This is a genomic window from Paraburkholderia adhaesiva (genome assembly GCF_021390575.1).
Classification (GTDB): Bacteria; Pseudomonadota; Gammaproteobacteria; order Burkholderiales; family Burkholderiaceae; genus Paraburkholderia; species Paraburkholderia adhaesiva.
In genome coordinates, this window is record NZ_JAJEJQ010000001.1 from 3,003,588 (window position 1) to 3,022,835 (window position 19,248).

The window sequence follows — 19,248 nt, forward strand, 5'->3', positions numbered from 1 at the left end:
TGCACTTAAGCAGCCCGCGACAGAATCGGAGCGCCAGCGCTCCGCGCAGCACGCTCGCACCATCGGCCGATGGCCGGACCACACATCGGAACACACATGACGAACCTTTCTTCCCGCTCCACGCCGGACCAGCAGGAACGGATCTCGGCCTGGAGCCTGATCAAGCCCTATTGGGTTTCCGAAGAACGCTGGGTCGCCCTGGCGCTGCTCATCGCAATCGTTGCGATCAATCTGCTCATCGTGTGGATTAACGTGCGGCTCAACTTCTGGAACCGCGATTTTTTTAACGCGCTCCAGGGTAAGCAAGCGGCACAGTTCCAGCACTTGTTGCTGATCTTCACGGGCTACGCGTTCGCCTACATCTTCCTTGCGGTCTATGGGCGTTATCTGCGCCAGATGCTCGCATTCCGTTGGCGTCAGTGGCTCACCACACGCTTCCTCGGTGAGTGGCTGCGCGACGGCGCCTTTTATCGCATCGAGCGAGACCGTCTCGCCGACAACCCAGACCAGCGGATCAGCGACGACCTGCAATCGTTCGCAAACAGCACGCTCACGCTCACGCTTGATCTTTTGTCCACGGTCGTCACGCTGTTCTCGTTCATCACCATCCTGTGGACCGTCTCCGGCGCTCTGTCGTTTACATTGGCCGGGCACGCGATCAGCATTCCCGGCTACATGGTCTGGGTCGCCGCGCTGTACGCCATCTTCGGGTCATTCATCATTCACAAAGTGAATCACCCGCTTGTGTCGATCAACTATCAGCAACAGCGCGTCGAAGCCGATTTCCGCTTCGGCCTCATTCGCCTGCGCGAAAACGCAGAGCAAATCGCGCTTTACGACGGCATGGAAACCGAGCAAGCCAACGCGCGAGGTCTGTTCCAGCACATCCGCGATAACTGGACGCGCGTGATGAAGTACACACGGCGGCTCACCTTCGTGCAGAACTTCTACGGTCAGGTCGCCATCATCTTTCCGCTCGTGGTCGCAGCGCCGCGCTATTTCGCCGGTGCATTTACGTTCGGCGTGGTTACGCAGATCGCGGACGCATTCGGCACCGTCAGCGCTTCGTTCTCGTGGTTCATCGACAATTACGCGACGCTGGTCGAATGGCGCGCCACGGTCAACCGTCTGCGTGAATTCGAGCGCGTGGTCCACGCGCCGCGCCTGAAGGAAAGCGTCTCGCGCGCGACCGAACACGGCGGCATCAACCTGCATTTCGTCGATGCCAACGCGCTCTCGACCGAGCACCTGGTGCTCTCGCTGCCCAACGGCGAACCGCTCTCCGAAGTACGCGACATCGCCATCAAACCGGGTTCGCGCTGGCTCGTGCGCGGTCCCTCGGGCGCGGGCAAGAGCACGCTGATGCGTGCACTCGCGGGCCTGTGGCCTTTCGGCGAAGGTTCGATCGATGCGCCCGTCGATGCACGCATGATGTTCATCCCGCAGCAGAGCTATCTGCCGATCGGCACGCTCAAGGCGGCGCTCACGTATCCGTCCGCACCGGGCGAATACAGCGACGATGAGTGCCGTGAGGCGCTGCGCGCGTGCCGCCTCGAAGAGTACGCGGACCGGTTGGGCGAGTCGGCGCACTGGACGCGCGTACTCTCGCCGGGCGAGCAGCAGCGGCTTGCGGGCGCGCGCGTGCTGCTTCACAAGCCCGACTATCTGTTCCTCGACGAAGCGACTAGCGCCCTTGATCCTGACAATGAAAACCGGCTGTACAAGCTCTTCGACGACCGGCTGCCGAAGGCGGCGATCGTGAGCGTGGCGCATCGCGAGTCGCTTGCGGCTTTCCATGATGAGACGCTCGATATCGAGCGGATGCCGGAAGAGCGGATCGCGGCTTGAGCGCGGACGGCGGTCGTGTGTCGATCAGAGTTAGTGCTTGAGCTGTCGGCTGGAGTTGGCGCTTTAGCGCTTACTCCAGCCCCATGCAGAGCACTTACTCTGATCCCATGCAAAGCTGTCGATCAGAGTTAGCGCTTTAGCTGTCGGCTGGAGTTGGCGCTTTAGCGCTTACTCCAGCCCCATGCAGAGCACTTACTCTGGTCCCATGCAGAGTTGTCGATCAGAGTTAGTGCTTTAGCTTGTTGGCCGGAGTTGGCGTTTTAGCACTTACTCCGGCCGAATGCAGCGCGCTTACTCTGGTCCTATGCAAAGCTGTCGATAAGAGTTGGCGCTTTGGCGCTTACTCCGGCCCAATGCAGCGCACTTACTCTGGCTCCATGCAAAGCCGTCGATCGGAGTCGGTCTTCTAGCGCTGACGCTAGTCCCACGCAGCGTGCATTAACGATTCACGCTCCGTCCAGCGCCACACTCGCTAGCGCGTCGTAGCGCGCTCCCTGGCGAGCAAGCGTACTCGAATACAGCACGAGCGACGTAAAGCGCAGCGGCGGCAGCGTGTGCGGGTCACAGACAAGCGTCGCCGACGTCGCGTCGCGTGCGAATCGCGCAAGCGTGACGTGCGGACGAAACGCGCGTGCATCGAGCGGCAAACCCGCCTCAAACATCAGCGAACGCACTCGCCAATCAAGCGCGACGAAAGCGTCGGACATCTCCAGAGCAGCCACCATCAAGCGCGGATGCGCGCGGCCCGGCCAGCACTCGATCTTCGTGACCGGTGCAGGCGGGATCTGCACGGCGTGGTCCCGCAGGCGGCGCGCAAGCATTTCGCCGGCGTCGCCAGGCAGCACGCCAATGAACGCAACCGTCAGATGCAACTGTTCATACGGCACCCGCCGCGCGTTGGGCGGGATGTCGAGCGCTGCGAGCGCGTCGCGCGACGCCGCGTCGGGCGCTAGCGCGATGAAGCAGCGCTTCCACGAATCGAGATTCGGGGCTTCGGACATGATCGGAGCGGGATCGGTCGAACAGTTCGTGCCATGGTAACGCCTAAGGCGACAACTGCCCGCGAACCACGCAGCGACCCCGCGAAGCCGGACGAAAAAAACGGGCCACCCAAGGGTGACCCGTTTTTCTCTCGCAAACCGCAGTCTGCGGTGTGTCGGCTGGAGTTAGCGCTTTAGCTGTCGGCCGGAGTTAGAGCTTCCGCCCTTACTCCGGCGCTACCGCTAACTCAACGCGGCAGCTCCGAACTCCCCATCAGATACGCATCGACCGAACGCGCGCACTGACGCCCTTCGCGAATCGCCCAGACAACGAGCGACTGACCACGGCGCATGTCACCGGCGGTGAAGACCTTGTCGACGGACGTGTAGTAAGCCTTCTCGCCTTCAGTCGAAGCGCGCACGTTGCCGCGCGCATCCTTGTCGACGCCGAACGCTTCGAGCACCGGTGACACCGGCTGCGTGAAACCCATAGCGAGCAGCACGAGGTCGGCCTTCATTTCGAACTCCGAACCCGGCACTTCGACCATCTTGCCGTCCTTCCACTCGACGCGCGCGGCGATGAGCTTTTCGACCTTGCCGTTCTTGCCCTCAAAGCGCTTCGTCGCGACCGACCAGTCGCGCTCGCAGCCTTCTTCGTGCGACGACGAAGTGCGCAGCTTGATCGGCCAGTACGGCCACACGAGCGGCTTGTTCTCTTCCTCGGGCGGCTGCGGCAGCAGTTCGAACTGCGTGACGCTCTTCGCGCCGTGACGGTTCGAGGTGCCGACGCAGTCGGAACCCGTATCACCGCCGCCGATCACGATGACCTGCTTGCCCTTCGCGACGAGCTGGTCGGCAACCTTGTCACCCGCGTTGACCTTGTTTTGCTGCGGCAGGAAATCCATCGCGTAGTGGATGCCCTGCAGCTCGCGACCCGGCACCGGCAGATCGCGCGGCGTTTCCGAACCGCCTGCGATCACCACGGCGTCGAACTGTTCCTTCAGTTCTTCCGGCGTGACGGTTTCCTTGGCGGTGTTGCCGATGTACTCCGGCAGTTCGCCCTTGCCGACGAACACGTTGGCGCGGAACGTCACGCCCTCGGCTTCCATCTGGCGCATGCGGCGATCGATCAGCCACTTCTCCAGCTTGAAGTCGGGAATGCCGTAGCGCAGCAGGCCACCAATGCGGTCGTTCTTTTCGAACACCGTCACGTCGTGGCCGGCGCGCGCGAGTTGCTGCGCGGCAGCGAGGCCCGCGGGGCCCGAGCCCACGACGGCAACTTTCTTGCCCGTCTTCTGCTTCGCAACCTGCGGCGCGACCCAGCCTTCGGACCAGGCCTTGTCGATGATCGCGTGCTCGATCGACTTGATGCCGACCGGGTCGTTGTTGATGCCGAGCGTGCACGCCGCTTCGCACGGCGCCGGGCAGATGCGGCCCGTGAACTCGGGGAAGTTGTTCGTCGAGTGCAGCACCTCGATCGCCGACTTCCAGTCCTGGCGGAACACCAGATCGTTGAAGTCAGGAATGATGTTGTTGACCGGGCAGCCGTTGTTGCAGAACGGAATACCGCAGTCCATGCAACGCGCGCCCTGGAGCTTCGCGTCCGCGTCGGACAGCGCCGCCACGAACTCCTTGTAGTGCTTCACCCGCGTAAGCGGTGCTTCGTACGCCTCATGCTGGCGCTCGTACTCGAGAAAACCGGTTGCCTTACCCATATGGTTCCCGTCTATCCATTGACTCGTTCGGTGAGGGGATCGGCGGTCCGCCCTCGCGCTTCATGCGTCGCGCGGCGGACACGCCTTCGTCTATTCGTCTTCGCGGAAATCCGTCGAATCAGGCGGCCAGCACTTCCTGGCTTGCCTTCTTCGCGCCGATTTCGGTCAGTGCGCGCTTGTACTCCGTCGGGAATACCTTCACGAACTGGCGGCGCGACGCGTCCCAGTTTTCGAGCAGCGCCTTCGCACGCGTCGAGCCGGTGAACTGGAAGTGACGCTCGATGATGCCCTTGAGGAGCGCCTCGTCAGTCTCACCCGCGTGCCACAGCGCGCGGTCCACCGTGCGTTCCTGCTCGGCTTGCTGCAGCACCGGCTCCAGCGTGACCATCGAGCGGTTGCACTTGCCCGCGAACGTGCCGTCCGGGTCGTAGACGAACGCGATGCCGCCCGACATGCCGGCCGCGAAGTTACGGCCCGTCTCGCCGAGCACGACAACCGTGCCGCCCGTCATGTATTCGCAGCCGTGGTCGCCGGTACCTTCGACAACCGCCGTCGCGCCCGAGTTACGCACGCAGAAGCGCTCGCCCGCGACACCGCGCAGATAGGCTTCACCTTCGATCGCGCCGTACATCACCGTGTTTCCGCAGATGATGTTTTCTTCGGACTTACCGCGGAAGTCGTTCGTCGGACGGATGATGATGCGGCCGCCCGAGAGGCCCTTGCCAACGTAGTCGTTGCCGTCGCCGACGAGGTCCAGCGTGATGCCCTTCGCGAGGAACGCGCCGAAGCTCTGGCCCGCCGTGCCCTTCAACTGGATGTGGATCGCGTCGTCGTCGAGACCGTCGTGGCCGTACTTCTTCGCGACCACGCCCGACAGCATCGCGCCGACCGTGCGGTTCACATTGCGCACCGGCTGGATGAACGAGACGTGCTCACCGCTTTCGATTGCGGCCTTCGCCTTCTCGATCAGCGTGTGGTCGAGCGCGCGCTCGAGGCCGTGGTCCTGCGACTCGACGTGCAGACGCGCGACTTCGGCGCCCACTTCCGGCTGGTAGAACACCTTCGAGAAGTCGAGGCCCTTCGCCTTCCAGTGCTCGATGCCACGACGCGTGTCGAGCAGATCCGCGCGGCCGACGAGATCGTCGAACTTGCGGATGCCGAGTTGCGCCATGATTTCGCGCACTTCTTCAGCGACGAAGAAGAAGTAGTTGACGACGTGCTCGGGCTGGCCCGTGAACTTCGCACGCAGCACCGGATCTTGCGTCGCGACGCCGACCGGGCAGGTGTTCAGGTGGCACTTGCGCATCATGATGCAGCCTTCGACGACGAGCGGTGCCGTCGCGAAGCCGAACTCATCGGCGCCAAGCAACGCGCCGATCACGACGTCGCGGCCCGTCTTCATCTGGCCGTCGGCCTGCACGCGGATGCGGCCGCGCAGGCGGTTCAGCACGAGCGTCTGCTGCGTTTCGGCGAGGCCGAGTTCCCACGGCGTGCCAGCATGCTTGAGCGACGAGAGCGGCGACGCGCCCGTACCGCCGTCATGGCCGGCGATCACGACGTGATCGGCCTTCGCCTTCGCGACACCTGCTGCAACCGTACCGACGCCCGCTTCCGACACCAGCTTCACCGAAACCGACGACGACGGGTTCACGTTCTTCAGATCGTGAATCAGTTGTGCGAGGTCTTCGATCGAGTAGATGTCGTGGTGCGGCGGCGGCGAGATCAGGCCGACACCCGGCACCGAGCAACGCAGCTTGCCGATGTACTCGGACACCTTGTGACCCGGCAGCTGACCGCCTTCACCCGGCTTCGCGCCCTGCGCCATCTTGATCTGAATCTGGTCCGCCGACGCGAGGTACTCGGCCGTCACGCCAAAGCGGCCCGACGCGACCTGCTTGATCTTCGAGCGCAGCGAATCGCCATCCTTCAGCGGGATGTCCGTCACGACTTCACTGCCGATCACCGAGCGCAGCGTCTCGCCGTTCTTGATCGGAATGCCGCGCAGTTCGTTGCGGTAGCGCTTGTCGTCTTCGCCGCCTTCGCCCGTGTTCGACTTGCCGCCGATGCGGTTCATCGCGATGGCGAGCGTGGCGTGTGCCTCGGTCGAGATCGAGCCGAGCGACATCGCACCGGTCGCGAAACGCTTGACGATGTCCTTGGCCGGCTCGACGTCGTCGATCGAGATCGCGCGCGTCGGGTGGAGGCGGAACTCGAACAGGCCGCGGAACGTCATGTGACGCTTCGTCTGATCGTTGATCAGATGCGCGTATTCCTTGTACGTCTGGTACGAGTTGCTGCGAGTCGAGTGCTGGAGCTTGGCGATCGCATCCGGCGTCCACATGTGCTCTTCGCCGCGCACGCGCCAGGCGTACTCACCACCCGCGTCGAGCGCGTTCGCGAGAACCGGGTTGTCGCCGAACGCATCGCGGTGCAGACGGATCGCTTCTTCCGCGACCTCGAACAGACCGATGCCGCCGACCTTCGAACCGGTGCCCTTGAAGTACTTCTCGACGAGGTCTTCCCCGAGGCCGACCGCTTCGAAAATCTGCGCGCCCGTGTACGACATGTACGTCGAAATGCCCATCTTCGACATGACCTTCTGCAGGCCCTTGCCGACCGCCTTCGTGAAGTTGTAGACGGCCTTCTCAGCGGAGAGGTCGCCCTTCAGGCCGCTTGCCATCTGCGCGAGCGTTTCCATCGCGATGTACGGGTGAACGGCTTCGGCGCCGTAGCCCGCGAGCAGCGCGAAATGATGCGTCTCACGCGCCGAGCCCGTTTCCACGACGAGACCCGTGCTCGTGCGCAGGCCTTGCGACACGAGGTGCGAGTGAATCGCCGACGTGGCGAGCAGCGCCGGAATCGCGACGTTGTCTCGGTCCGCGCGGCGGTCCGAGACGATCAGGATGTTGTAGCCCGACTTGACCGCATCAACAGCTTCCGCGCACAGCGACGCGAGACGCGCCTCGATGCCTTCCTTGCCCCAGGCCACCGGATAGCAGATGTTCAGCTCGTAGGAGCTGAACTTGCCACCCGTGTACTGCTCGATCGCGCGGATCTTCGCGATGTCCTTGAAGTCGAGCACCGGCTGCGACACTTCGAGACGCATCGGCGGGTTGATGTTGTTGGTGTCGAGCAGGTTCGGCTTCGGGCCGATGAACGACACGAGCGACATCACCATGTTCTCGCGGATCGGGTCGATCGGCGGGTTCGTGACCTGCGCGAACAGCTGCTTGAAGTAGTTGTAGAGCGTCTTGTTCTTGTTGGACATGACCGCCAGCGGCGAGTCGTTGCCCATCGAACCGACGGCTTCTTCACCCGCCATCGCCATCGGCGCCATCAGGAACTTGAGGTCTTCCTGCGTATAGCCGAACGCCTGCTGACGGTCGAGCAGCGCTGCGGCTTCGGCGCGCGCGGCCGCGACGTCTTCCGCCTTCGGCTCGATTTCGTCGAGCTTGATGCGAACGGCGTCGATCCAGCTCTTGTACGGCTTGGCGTTGGCGAGGTTGTCCTTCAGTTCCTTGTCGTCGATGATGCGGCCGTGTTCCATGTCGATCAGGAACATCTTGCCCGGCTGCAGACGCCACTTCTTGACGATCTTGGACTCGGGGATCGGCAGCGTGCCCGCTTCCGACGCCATGATGACGAGGTCGTCGTCGGTGACGATGTAGCGCGCCGGACGCAGACCGTTACGGTCGAGCGTCGCGCCGATCTGGCGGCCGTCCGTGAACGCGATGGCCGCGGGACCGTCCCACGGCTCCATCATCGCCGCGTGATATTCGTAGAACGCCTTGCGGTTCTCGTCCATCAGCGTGTGCTGTTCCCACGCTTCCGGAATCATCATCATCACCGCGTGGACGAGCGGATAGCCCGCCATCACGAGCAGTTCGAGGCAGTTGTCGAACGAAGCCGTATCCGACTGGCCCGGATAGATCAGCGGCCAGAGCTTCGGCAGGTCGTCGCCGAGGACGTGCGAGGCGATAGCGCCGGTACGGGCGTTCAGCCAGTTCACGTTGCCCTTCACGGTGTTGATTTCACCGTTGTGGGCGATCATGCGGTACGGGTGAGCCAGTTCCCACGCCGGGAACGTGTTCGTCGAGAAACGCTGGTGCACGAGCGCCAGCGCGGAGACGACGCGCTCGTCTTGCAGGTCGCGGTAGTACACGCCGACCTGACCGGCCAGCAGCAGGCCCTTGTAGACGACCGTGCGCGCCGAGCACGACGGCACGAAGTATTCCTTGCCGTGCTTGAGCTTGAGCGCCTGGATGCGGTGGCTCGCGGTCTTGCGGATCACGTAAAGCTTGCGCTCGAGCGCGTCCGTCACCATCACGTCCTTGCCGCGACCGATGAAGATCTGGCGGATCAGCGGCTCGCTCTTCTTGACCGTGGGCGAGATCGGCATGGCGTGGTCGACCGGCACATCGCGCCAGCCGAGCACGACCTGGCCCTCGGCGCGCACCGTGCGCTCGAGTTCCTGTTCGCAGGCGAGACGCGAAGCGTGTTCCTTCGGCAGGAAGATCATGCCGACGCCGTATTCGCCGTTCGGCGGCAGCGTCACGCCTTGCTTGGCCATCTCTTCGCGATAGAACGCGTCCGGAATCTGGATCAGGATGCCCGCACCGTCGCCCATGAGCGGATCGGCGCCGACGGCGCCCCGGTGGTCGAGGTTCTCCAGAATCTTCAGGCCTTGCTGAATGATTTCGTGGCTCTTCTTACCCTTGATGTGGGCGACGAAGCCGACGCCACAGGCGTCGTGTTCGTTTTGCGGGTCATAGAGACCTTGCGCGGCGGGCACCGCGGCGCGCTGCTGGTGATCGTTCATGGGGACACCGTCCAAGAATGGCCAATGGGTGGCCGTTGATTCCGTCTTTTACTTTCCGCCGCTTGTGTGACCGCTGTACGGCGTTGTGCAGGCGATGCGAGCTTCCCGCGTCATGCGCCGAGGAGAGCCGAAAGGCGAATATACGCGACGAATCAAAGGCATGCAAATAAAACCGCATGATTGAACCCCATTTATCACGATGCTGCATTCGCATATATTTTTATTGGGGCCATATCAATTGCAGACTTAAAAAAGCGACATCCGGGGATGCCGCTTTTTCACCTAACCCATTGATGTTAAAAACCAATCAATGTGTGCCGGTGCCGGGTTTACGATCCTCGTGAGCCGGCGGCGAACCCGCTGCTGGACTGCTGTCGGGTCTTGTCGCTCCCGCAGTTGAACTGCCCGAACCGTCCGGATGTGCGCCTGAATGTCCTCCCGGATGCCCCCCTGCCTGACCTGCGGCATGTCCACCGGGTGCACTCGCACCAGAACCTGGCGAATCGGCCGGTTGATGAGACCCCATTTCATGACCGGACGCTGATGCTGCAGTGCCTGGCGTTGCACCGGCTGCCGCCGGCGCCTCGCGCACCTTGCGCGGCCGACCACGCGGCAGCGGCGACACACGCCGGTTCGCCGAGCGCGACGCCCAGTCCCGCCAGGTATCGCTGCCGAGCACCCAGCCCTTGAGGGTCGCCTGCATCAGTTGCGTGGTTTCGCGTTCGTCGAGCGGCTGCTCGCACAGTTCGCGATAGACGCGCTGACGCTCGAACGGCGTATTCCCAAGCGCCCAGTAAAGCTGGTGGTCCGTGATGAGACTGTCGACGGTGAGCCCGATGTGATGCCGGTAGCTCGACCAGCGATAGTCCTCGGGCGCCGCGACGAGATGGTTACGCACCGGCGCCATTTCGACGACGCGGCTCGCCAGCAGGAAAAAGCGCTCACCCTCGATGACCGTGGCGCGGTAGCGGCCCTCCCACAACGTGCCGCGCCTGGCGTACCGCCGGTTGAAGTGGGCCACGTAGCGCCGGCCGACCGCCTGCATTGCCTTGGGCAGGCTCGACTCGTCGGACGGAGTGGCGAGCAGTTGCACCGCGCCGGGCATCAATACCCACGCATGAACCGCCAGATGATGATCGCGCGCCGCAGCCTTCAGGCAATCGATGAAAAGCTCGTAATCCTGGTCATCGACGAACGCGGGCTGCTGGTCGAGCCCACGAAGGATCACGTGCTGCGGCTGATCAGGAACATAAAGACGTGCAAGCCGTGCCATGCTCGATTTTCCATTAGTCCGTTGGTGAATACCCGCAGACCCGCCAGGCCGCATCGGCGCTCAAGAAGCAGGGATGCGGCTCCGGCGGAAACCCGGCGGGGCTTAGGGAGAAGCCTCTAACCGTCCCATATAGTCTGATGGAAACGTTTTGTTCATAATGAGCGGGCCCTTAATGGAGGAGATATGAAACTAAAACAAGCGCTGGCAGGTATTGCCGCGCTGGCGAGTCTTTCGGCAGCACACGCACAATCAGCCAACACGTTCTACGTAACAACCGGGTGGTTCCACTTCGCACCGCAGGACTCCAGTGACCCGCTCAAGATTGACAGCGTAGCCGGCAGCCCGGTCGGCTTCCCCTTGGCGGGCACCGGCGCCGGCATTAGCACCGCCGACACGCTCGGATTGAGCCTCGGTTACTTCATCACCGACAACATCGCCGCGGAAGCCGAACTCGGCATTCCGCCGAAATTCGACCTCTCCAGCGCAGGCTCCGCGCTCGCCGGAGCTGGCGTAACCGGCAAGATTGGTGAAGCGCGCCTCTGGGCCCCTGCACTGTTGCTTAAGTACTACTTCAACAAGCCCGATTCGACGTTCCGACCATATGTCGGCATCGGCGCCACCTACGTCTGGTTCTCGGACGCCAAGATCACGAACCCCGCTCTAACCGGCGCGATCGGGAACATCGGTGGAACCATCGCAGGCGTCCCCTCCCCGGGCCTCGTAGGAACTCAAACTAGCGTTTCGACAACTAGTTCCTGGGCACCGGTGTTTAACGTAGGCTTCAACTACAACTTCACGAAGCATTGGTTTGCGGGGTTCTCGCTGTCGTACGTTCCGGTCAGCGTAACCGCCAAGCTCAGCACCTCCACCGTGAGCCTGGCTTCTGGTACCGCTGGCCCCAACGTCAAATCCGAGGCCAAGATCCACCTGAACCCGCTCGTGACCTACCTCAAGGCCGGTTACGCGTTCTAAGCACTGCTTCGGCAGCTGCTTGCTCCGCCAGCCCTTCGCCTCCGCTCTCGCGGCACCAGGCGGAGGGCGGCGTCTCCTACCTCCCGCTGGTTTTTCCTCGCAATCGCGCAGGCATTTACTGATTCTATGCCTCTGAGAAAAACCGTGCTGTCCCCGTAATCACTTCGTCACGCAAAACCCCGGAAAGCCCCGTCCTACAGGCACTGGCGGCGATGTGCCGTGAGCACGCAGGCGCGTTCGGTACCGGAATTGCGCAATACTGCGAATCCGGCCGTCCGTTTTTAGCCACGGACGACGCAAGCCTTTGACCTGGCGTTTTCAACGACGGAGAGAGTCATGAGCGCATTCCCTAATACGCGAGACGCTGTCGAAAAGTCATGGGGCACGACGGGCCGTCGCGCACGCCGCATCGCACGCCGCAGCCGCAATGCGGCGGCTGACATCGCCGACGAACTGCGCGACCTGATCGCCGAACTCCAGACAACCCTTGGCGACGGCACGCAGGCCGACGCCGACGCGTTACGCGAGGATATGCGCAAGCGCCTCGACGAGGCACGCGAGCGGCTGGATGCGGCACGCGCCGCAGCCTGCGGACGCGCGGACGAAGCCTTGGCGAGCGCCGACGACTACGTGCGTGAGAATCCGTGGCAGGCAATCGCCATCGTCGGTGGCTTGGCGTTGATCGCGGGCGCGCTGATAGCGCGCTACCGCCAGGGCGACTAGCGGCACGTCGCCATCGAGTGTCCAGCTGCCTCCCGGCCGCCCCACGATTTATACGTCGAGCGCGTCTGGCCCGATCAGGTCGATACGGTCGGTGCAGATCGTATCGACACCCCAGCGCACGAGACATCGCGCGCGTTCGAGGTCGTTCACCGTATACGCAAGGATGTGCAGACCCGCGGCCTTGATGCGCGCGACGAGCCCTTCGTCCAGATAACGATGGCTTGCGTGCAGAGAGACGCAACCGAGATCCGCGGTTTGTTCGCGCCAATCGCGAGGCACGCGCTCGAACAGCAGGCCGCGCGGCAGGTCGGGCGCAGCATCGTGCGCGGCCGCGAGTGCCTCGAAGGAAAACGACGACAAAAGCGGCAGCGGTGTCGCGTCCGACCACAGCCGTGCCGTCTCGCGCGCGACGAGGTGCCCCGTCTCAACGTCACGGTGCGGGCACGGCTTGATCTCCACATTCGCCGCCAGTCCAGCCTCGCGACAGCAGGCGGCCACCTGGGCCAGCGTCGGCATCTGCTCGCCGGCAAAGACAGCGTCGCGCCAGCCCCCGGCGTCAAGCGACGACATCTCGTCGTAGCGCAGGCGCGCCGCCGCGCCGTGCCCGTTCGACGTGCGATCAACCGTATCGTCGTGCAGGAGGAACGCAATGTTGTCCGCAGACAGCTTCGCGTCGAACTCGACCATCTTGTGCCCGAGGCGCGCCCCGGTACGCATCGCTGCAAGCGTGTTCTCCGGCGCGAGCGTGCCGCCACCACGGTGCGCGCAGACGCGCGGATACGGCCAGGACTTCATCGAATGGGCTCCAGGGCTCTCGAGTCGAACAGCGTCAGACCTCGTCTGCGACGACGAAGAGACGCCGATACTCTTTCAGTGCGTACCGGTCGGTCATACCGGCGATGTAATGCGCGATCAGGCGCGGCTGCGATTCGGCGTCGGGCGACTGGTAGTCGGGCGGCAGGAGGCGCGGGTCGTCTGAGAACGCGTCGAAGAGGCCTTTCACCACACGCTGTGCCTTGTTCGCCATTCGCATCACGCGATAGTGCCGGTACAGATTGGCGTACAGGAAGCGCTTGAGCGCCACCGCCTGCGCCGCAACGGGCTCGCTGTGCGCGACGATCTGCGGCGCGGCTCGTACCTCGTCGAGAGAGCGCGGCGCGTATCTGGCCAGGTTTCGGCTCGTCTCTTCGATGAGATCGACGATCAGCGTGTTGATGATGCGCCGCACGGTTTCGTGGATCAGGCGGCGCCCCTCGATCTGCGGAAATTCACCGCGCGCAGCGTCGTAGTGCGTCTTCCAGATTTCGACTTCCGCGAGTTGCTCGATCGTGAGCAGGCCCGAGCGCAGACCGTCGTCGACATCGTGATTGTTGTAGGCGATTTCATCGGCGATGTTGGCGATTTGCGCCTCGATCGACGGCTGGCGTCCCAGCAGGAAGCGCTCGCCGAGATCGCCCAGCCGCCGCGCGTTTTCGCGTGAACAGTGCTTGAGGATGCCCTCGCGCGTCTCGAAGCACAGGTTCAGCCCGTTGAACGCGCCGTAGTGCTCCTCCAGCTCGTCGACCACCGCGAGGCTTTGCAGGTTGTGCTCGAAACCGCCGTGGCCGCGCATGCATTCGTTTAGCGCGTCCTGTCCCGCATGGCCGAATGGGGTATGTCCGAGGTCGTGTGCGAGTGAAATCGCCTCGACGAGATCCTCGTTCACGCGCAGGTTGCGCGCGACCGAACGTGCGATCTGTGCGACTTCGATGCTGTGGGTGAGCCGCGTGCGAAACAGGTCGCCCTCGTGGTTCACGAACACCTGAGTTTTGTATTCGAGCCGACGAAACGCCGTGGAATGAACGATGCGATCGCGGTCGCGCTGGAACTCACTGCGCGCCGCGGGTGGCTGTTCGGGGTAGCGCCGCCCGCGCGAAAGCGACGCGTGCGCCGCATAGGGCGCGAGGCCCGCCTCCAGCATGGCGGTCCGCGACGCGCTCGCGTCGCCCATCGTGCCGGTTGAAGTGTCGTTGCGAGTGTCGCTCACCGGTGTCTCCGCGATGGTGTGTGGGTCGGCGGCGCTCAGCCCTTCGTCGTGGCGGCGAGTGTGGCAGCAACGGCCTCGTCCGGCGCACGGGTGATGAGCGTTTCACCGAACCGTTTCAGCAGGATGAACTTGATTGCACCACCCTCGGCCTTCTTGTCGACCTGCATCAATTCGACATAGCGTTCGGAACCAAGAGCGGGCCCGCAAACAGGCAGCTTCGCCGCTTCGATCACGCGCACGAGGCGCCCGCGCGATGCCTCGTCCAGATGACCGAGCCGCACCGACAGATCCGCCGCCATCACCATGCCGCAGCCGACGCCTTCACCATGCAGCCACTCGCCGTAGCCGAGGCCTGCCTCGATCGCGTGGCCGAACGTATGACCGAAATTGAGAATCGCGCGCAGACCGCCTTCGCGCTCGTCAGCAGCGACCACCGAGGCCTTGATCTCGCACGAGCGCTTGACCGCGTGGATGAGTGCCTGTGAATCGCAGTTGTTCAACGCGTCGATGTTGGCTTCGATCCAGTCGAAGAATTCCGCATCGGCGATTGCGCCAGTCTTGATCACTTCGGCAATGCCGGCCGCCAGCTCGCGCGCCGGAAGCGTGCGGAGTGTGGCGATATCGGCGATAACGGCTTGCGGCTGGTAAAACGCGCCGATCATGTTCTTGCCGAGCGGGTGATTGATCCCCGTCTTGCCGCCCACAGACGAATCCACCTGCGAAAGCAGCGTGGTCGGCACCTGGATGAATGGCACGCCGCGCATGTAGCAGGCGGCGGCGAACCCGGTCATGTCGCCTGTCACACCGCCGCCGAGGGCGATCAGCGTGGTCTTGCGGTCGGCACGGGAAGTAAGAAGCCCGTCGAAGATCTGGTTCAGCGTTTCCCAGTTCTTGTACACCTCGCCGTCCGGCAACACGACGGTGTGGACATCCTTGCCGAGCGGGGCGAGCGCGGTGCGCAGCGTGTCGCCGTAGAGCGGATCGACAACGGTATTCGTGACGATCGTCACCGACTTGCCGGCGATATGCGGCGCGTAAAGCACCGTCTGGCCGATCAGGCCGGCACCGATGTGGATGGGGTAGGCACGGTCGCCCAGTTCGACGTTGACGGTAATCATGCTAGCCATTATGTCTGACGCGCCTTCAGCGCGCGGGGGTTCGGACGACGCCGGCGACGTCGAGCTGCATCAGCACCATGTTGACGAGCCCGTTGACCGACGGACGGCCCGTCTCGACCACGAAGTCGGCAATCTCGCGATAGAGCGGATCGCGGATCTCGTAGAGCGATTCGAGACGCGCCTTCGGGTCTTCGGTCTGCAACAGTGGGCGATTCTTGTCGCGCCGCGTGCGCAGCCACAGATCATGCGGATTGGCGCGCAGGTAAACGACGAAACCGCGTTCCTTGAGCGCCGCACGGTTTTCGGGCCGCAGCACGGCGCCACCACCTGTCGCAAGAACGATACCCTCGCGGGTGGTCAGTTCGTCGATCACCTGGACTTCGCGCTCGCGGAAGCCCGATTCGCCTTCCAGTTCGAAAATCACGGGGATGCGTGCGCCCGTGCGCGCCTCGATCTCGTGATCAGAGTCGAAAAACGGACGCTCCAGCCGGCGCGCGACCGCCCGGCCCACGGTCGTCTTGCCGGCGCCCATGAGCCCTACGAAAAAAACATTGGCGTTAGCGTCCCGCACTTGCAGCGTTTCCTCGGTTTGGTTGGCGTAGCAGCTTACTGGCAAAGCGGTAGCGTTGTCGAGCCTGCCGCCGGTTATTGGGGTCAATTCGCACCAACGACACGCGGTGTAATGAACACCACCAGTTCGCTGCGATTGTCGCGACGCGCACGATGCGAAAAGAGCGCACCCAGGATCGGTATTTTGCCAAGGAGCGGCACACGCGTCACATCATCCCGGTCATCGGTGGCGTCGATACCACCGATCGACACCGTGCCGCCGTCCTCGATCTCGACCCGCGTCTGGACGTGTTTCGTGTTGATCGCCGGTCCACCGGCCGTCTGCTCGCCGACGCTGTCCTTGGCGACGTCGAGGTCGAGGATGACACGGCCGTCGGGCGTAATCTGCGGTTCGACTTCCAGTTTCAGGGTCGCGCGGCGGAACTGCACGCCCGAGACGCCCTGCTCGACCTTGGCCTGATAAGGCAGTTCAGTCCCCTGCTCGACCACGGCACGCGTGCGGTCGGCGGTCACGACACGCGGACTCGACACGATGCGTCCGCGCCCCTCCGCTTCAAGCGCACTCAACTGGATATCGAGCATGCGTGTGGCACGTGCTGCCAGCAGTGACAGGCCCATCTGCGCCGCGTCAAAACCCGAAAGCGCACCGGCGGAGAGGTCATAGATCGTACCCTCCTTTCCACCCTGTACGCCGCGTGCGGTGCCGTCCGTGTTGGTCGGCGTCACGCCGAGGCGCACTCCCAGTTCGCGCGACAAACCCTCATCGCCCTCGACAATGCGTGCTTCGATCAGCACCTGACGCGCCGGCGCGTCCAGCATCACGATCAGATCGGCGATCTGGTCCAGACGCGCGGGCAGGTCGGTGACGAACAGCAGGTTCGTGCGGGAGTCGGCGACCGCCGCGCCGCGCTTCGACAACGCCCGTTGCGTACCGGAACCGGTCAAGAGACGCCGGATATCTTCGGCGTGCGCGTAGTGCAGTTCGAACGCGCGGCTCGCCAGCGGCTCGAGTTCTGCGGCCCGGGCGTGAGCTTCGTAGCGCTGTCGATCTCGCGCGGCAAGCTCAGCGGCGGGCGCAACCCAGATCACCCTACCGGCACGCTCCATCGCGAGGCCGTTCACCTGCAGCAGCAGATCGAACGCCGTACGCCATGGCACGCGGTCGAGCCGCAACGTCACCTGACCGCGCACGCGCTCGCTCGCGACGATGTTCAGCTTCGTGAATGCCGCGAACGTGTGCAACACAGCGGAAAGCTCCGCGTGCTGGAAGTTAAGCGAGATTGGGCGGTCGGGCGGAAGCCCGTCAGTGTTCGACCTCGAATCGCTCAGCCGCTGCGGCGCGGGGAGTGGCACAGGCGGGCCCTCCAGCGGCTCTGCCGCGGAACCGGCGACGACGCCCGCATTCTGCGCCGTCGCGCGTGGTGTTTCTGGCGTTACTCCCGGCGCCTCACGTGTCTCGTCCGTCTGGGTGGCGGAGCGGTCGACGCCGCCGCCTTCCTGCGAAAACGGATTCGCCGTCCATCCGCCAGGAACGTCTGAATCGGTCGCCCCAGGCAACGGCGGGACCTCGTGGCGTGCGATCAATTGCGCATCCAGTCCCAGTGTCGGAAGCGGCGGTGGAACGGCGGACATCGCGTTGCCAGCGAAGCAAGCACCGTGGAGCATCAGTACGATCGTGCAAACAGTCTTCACTTCGTCTCCTCGGCCCAGGTCAAGATCTGACTTTTTCCACCCTCGGTGAAAACCACACGCGATGGCAGAACTTGCTCGACGCGCACGCCCCCGAACAACTGCCCGGCCCGCACCGCTTGAGTACCGGACGCCGATTCGACAAGCGCGACGATGCCCTTACTGTCGTGCAGCACACCGCTTAGCCGCAGCGCACCGTTGCCTGAGCCGTCGGCAGCGCTGCTTGTGAAGGGATCGGTCGCAACGCCATTCCGGTCACCGCTAGTGGCGTCGAGTTGTATCGGCGGCAGACCATCGAATACCTGCACGGTCGCCGCGATCGAAAGACCTCCACCATCACGCTTGATCGCGAGTTCGGCCGGCAGGACGAGTACTGGCTGCGTGGCAAATCCGGCGAGAAACGCGCGCAATTGCGCAAAGTTTCCTTGAGCGGCGAAGTTCATCGACCGGTAGGTTTCCGCTCCAGCGCCCCCCGGTGCCGAAGGCTCCAGCGTCACCAGGGCCAGCCCGGCAGCCGAAGTTAGTTCGGACACGAGCCGCACGTCATCGGCCGCCGTGCTTTCGCGCGAGCCTTGCGGCACTTCCGACGCCGCCAGCCTGAGCTCCGGCAAGCGGGCAACGACACGTTGCGCGTCGGCGAGCTTGTGTTCGGCGTCGTCCAGTTCTGTTCGTGCCGCCCGCACACCCAGAGGGTCCGTCTCAACCAAAACAGCGCCTGCGCTCAAAGCGGCGATCACAGCGATCGCCGCAGCGACACCCGAACGGCGCCGCACGCTCCACGCGTGCAAACTCATCCAGTCGCGCAGCGACCCGTTGCCCTGGCGTGCCGTCAAACCCTCGTGCATCATCAGCGCGTCGCTCATTCTGGATTCCTCACTTCCTCTTGCGACCCGCCATTTGCCGACGTCGCAGCAACCGGCGTGGCCTGCCAGACGAGTCGGGCGATCACACGGATAGGCTCGCTGACGCTGGCGCGATCCTTCGAATTCCCGCCCCGCACCGCACGCTTCAACTCACGTACGCTCACTGTCTCCACATCCGGCACCGCGCGCAGTCGTCCGAGCCATTCGGCCGTCGCCGTCTCATTGGCCACAGCGGCCTGCAGCTCGGTTTCGTTGCCGTGTTGCACGATCTGCTGCAACGCCACGCCTGAAGTTTTCGCGCTCGCCAGCCTGTCGAGCAGCGCAAGCGTGCGTGTCAGGGGCTTTCCGCGCTCCTGGGCCAGTTGTGCAGCACTGCGCTGCGCGGAATCTGCGGCAATCAGCCGTTGTGCTTCGGCGTACGGCATCCGCAACTGCGCCGCCGACGCCTCCACGGCGCGACGCTGCGCATCCACACGACCGCGCTCCCACGCCTCCCAGCCCGCCAGCGGCATTGCACAGACGCATCCCACCAGCGCAGCGGCGCCCCACTCGATCACGCGACGACGACGCTGCCGCTGCATCTCCCGAGGCCGCCACGGCAGCAGATTGAAGCCGTCCACCTTGTGCTGCCGCCGGTCTCGCTTCATCGCCC

The 19,248-nt window shown here is 63.9% G+C and carries 13 protein-coding genes and 1 pseudogene; 3 read left to right on the top strand and 11 right to left on the bottom strand.

Going from position 1 to position 19,248, the window contains the following annotated elements; genetic code table 11:
• Nucleotides 1-96: 96 nt before the first annotated feature.
• Nucleotides 97-1,848, top strand: a complete 1,752-nt coding sequence (locus L0U80_RS13645) for an ABC transporter ATP-binding protein/permease (RefSeq protein WP_233864893.1) — start codon at nt 97-99, stop codon at nt 1,846-1,848.
• Between the two features lie 446 nt (nt 1,849-2,294).
• Here L0U80_RS13645 and thpR read toward each other — a convergent pair whose 3' ends face one another.
• The 4 genes and pseudogenes from thpR to L0U80_RS13665 form a co-directional block, all read right to left on the bottom strand.
• Nucleotides 2,295-2,849: an RNA 2',3'-cyclic phosphodiesterase gene (gene thpR / locus L0U80_RS13650; RefSeq protein WP_233864895.1), complete on the bottom strand. Its 555-nt coding sequence runs from the start codon at nt 2,847-2,849 to the stop codon at nt 2,295-2,297.
• Nucleotides 2,850-3,076: 227 nt separating this feature from the next.
• A complete protein-coding gene (locus L0U80_RS13655; protein ID WP_233864897.1) occupies nt 3,077-4,543 on the bottom strand; it encodes a glutamate synthase subunit beta in 1,467 nt (488 codons plus the stop codon).
• Between the two features lie 118 nt (nt 4,544-4,661).
• A complete protein-coding gene (locus L0U80_RS13660) occupies nt 4,662-9,362 on the bottom strand; it encodes a glutamate synthase-related protein (RefSeq protein WP_233864899.1) in 4,701 nt (1,566 codons plus the stop codon).
• A gap of 577 nt (nt 9,363-9,939) precedes the next feature.
• Nucleotides 9,940-10,635, bottom strand: a pseudogene (locus tag L0U80_RS13665) (transposase); the annotation flags it as partial.
• 183 nt (nt 10,636-10,818) lie between these two features.
• Here L0U80_RS13665 and L0U80_RS13670 point away from each other — a divergent pair.
• Entirely contained in the window at nt 10,819-11,607 is a 789-nt protein-coding gene (locus L0U80_RS13670) for an OmpW/AlkL family protein (protein WP_233864901.1), read from the top strand.
• A 336-nt stretch (nt 11,608-11,943) separates the two neighbouring features.
• Nucleotides 11,944-12,330 (top strand): ElaB/YgaM/YqjD family protein, encoded by a 387-nt coding sequence (locus tag L0U80_RS13675; RefSeq protein ID WP_233864902.1) that lies wholly within the window; start codon nt 11,944-11,946, stop codon nt 12,328-12,330.
• Between the two features lie 48 nt (nt 12,331-12,378).
• Here L0U80_RS13675 and ugpQ read toward each other — a convergent pair whose 3' ends face one another.
• The 7 genes from ugpQ to L0U80_RS13710 form a co-directional block, all read right to left on the bottom strand.
• Nucleotides 12,379-13,125, bottom strand: coding sequence for a glycerophosphodiester phosphodiesterase (ugpQ, locus tag L0U80_RS13680; RefSeq protein WP_233864904.1), 747 nt, complete (start codon nt 13,123-13,125; stop codon nt 12,379-12,381).
• A gap of 34 nt (nt 13,126-13,159) precedes the next feature.
• Nucleotides 13,160-14,320: a deoxyguanosinetriphosphate triphosphohydrolase gene (locus L0U80_RS13685; protein WP_233865944.1), complete on the bottom strand. Its 1,161-nt coding sequence runs from the start codon at nt 14,318-14,320 to the stop codon at nt 13,160-13,162.
• Between the two features lie 71 nt (nt 14,321-14,391).
• Entirely contained in the window at nt 14,392-15,474 is a 1,083-nt protein-coding gene (gene aroB / locus L0U80_RS13690) for a 3-dehydroquinate synthase (RefSeq protein ID WP_233865946.1), read from the bottom strand.
• Between the two features lie 25 nt (nt 15,475-15,499).
• Nucleotides 15,500-16,051 carry a shikimate kinase AroK gene (gene aroK / locus L0U80_RS13695; RefSeq protein ID WP_233865959.1) on the bottom strand — a complete coding sequence of 184 codons (552 nt, stop codon included), beginning with the start codon at nt 16,049-16,051 and terminating at the stop codon, nt 15,500-15,502.
• Between the two features lie 77 nt (nt 16,052-16,128).
• The gene (locus L0U80_RS13700) at nt 16,129-17,709 is read right to left on the bottom strand and encodes a type IV pilus secretin PilQ (protein ID WP_233865960.1); all 1,581 of its coding nucleotides are present in this window, start codon (nt 17,707-17,709) and stop codon (nt 16,129-16,131) included.
• 23 nt (nt 17,710-17,732) lie between these two features.
• Complete coding sequence (locus L0U80_RS13705; RefSeq protein ID WP_233864906.1) at nt 17,733-18,596, bottom strand: hypothetical protein; 864 nt, start codon at nt 18,594-18,596, stop codon at nt 17,733-17,735.
• Nucleotides 18,593-19,243 carry a PilN family protein gene (locus L0U80_RS13710; protein WP_233864908.1) on the bottom strand — a complete coding sequence of 217 codons (651 nt, stop codon included), beginning with the start codon at nt 19,241-19,243 and terminating at the stop codon, nt 18,593-18,595. Before L0U80_RS13710 ends, L0U80_RS13705 begins: the two co-directional genes overlap by 4 nt.
• Nucleotides 19,244-19,248: the final 5 nt, after the last annotated feature.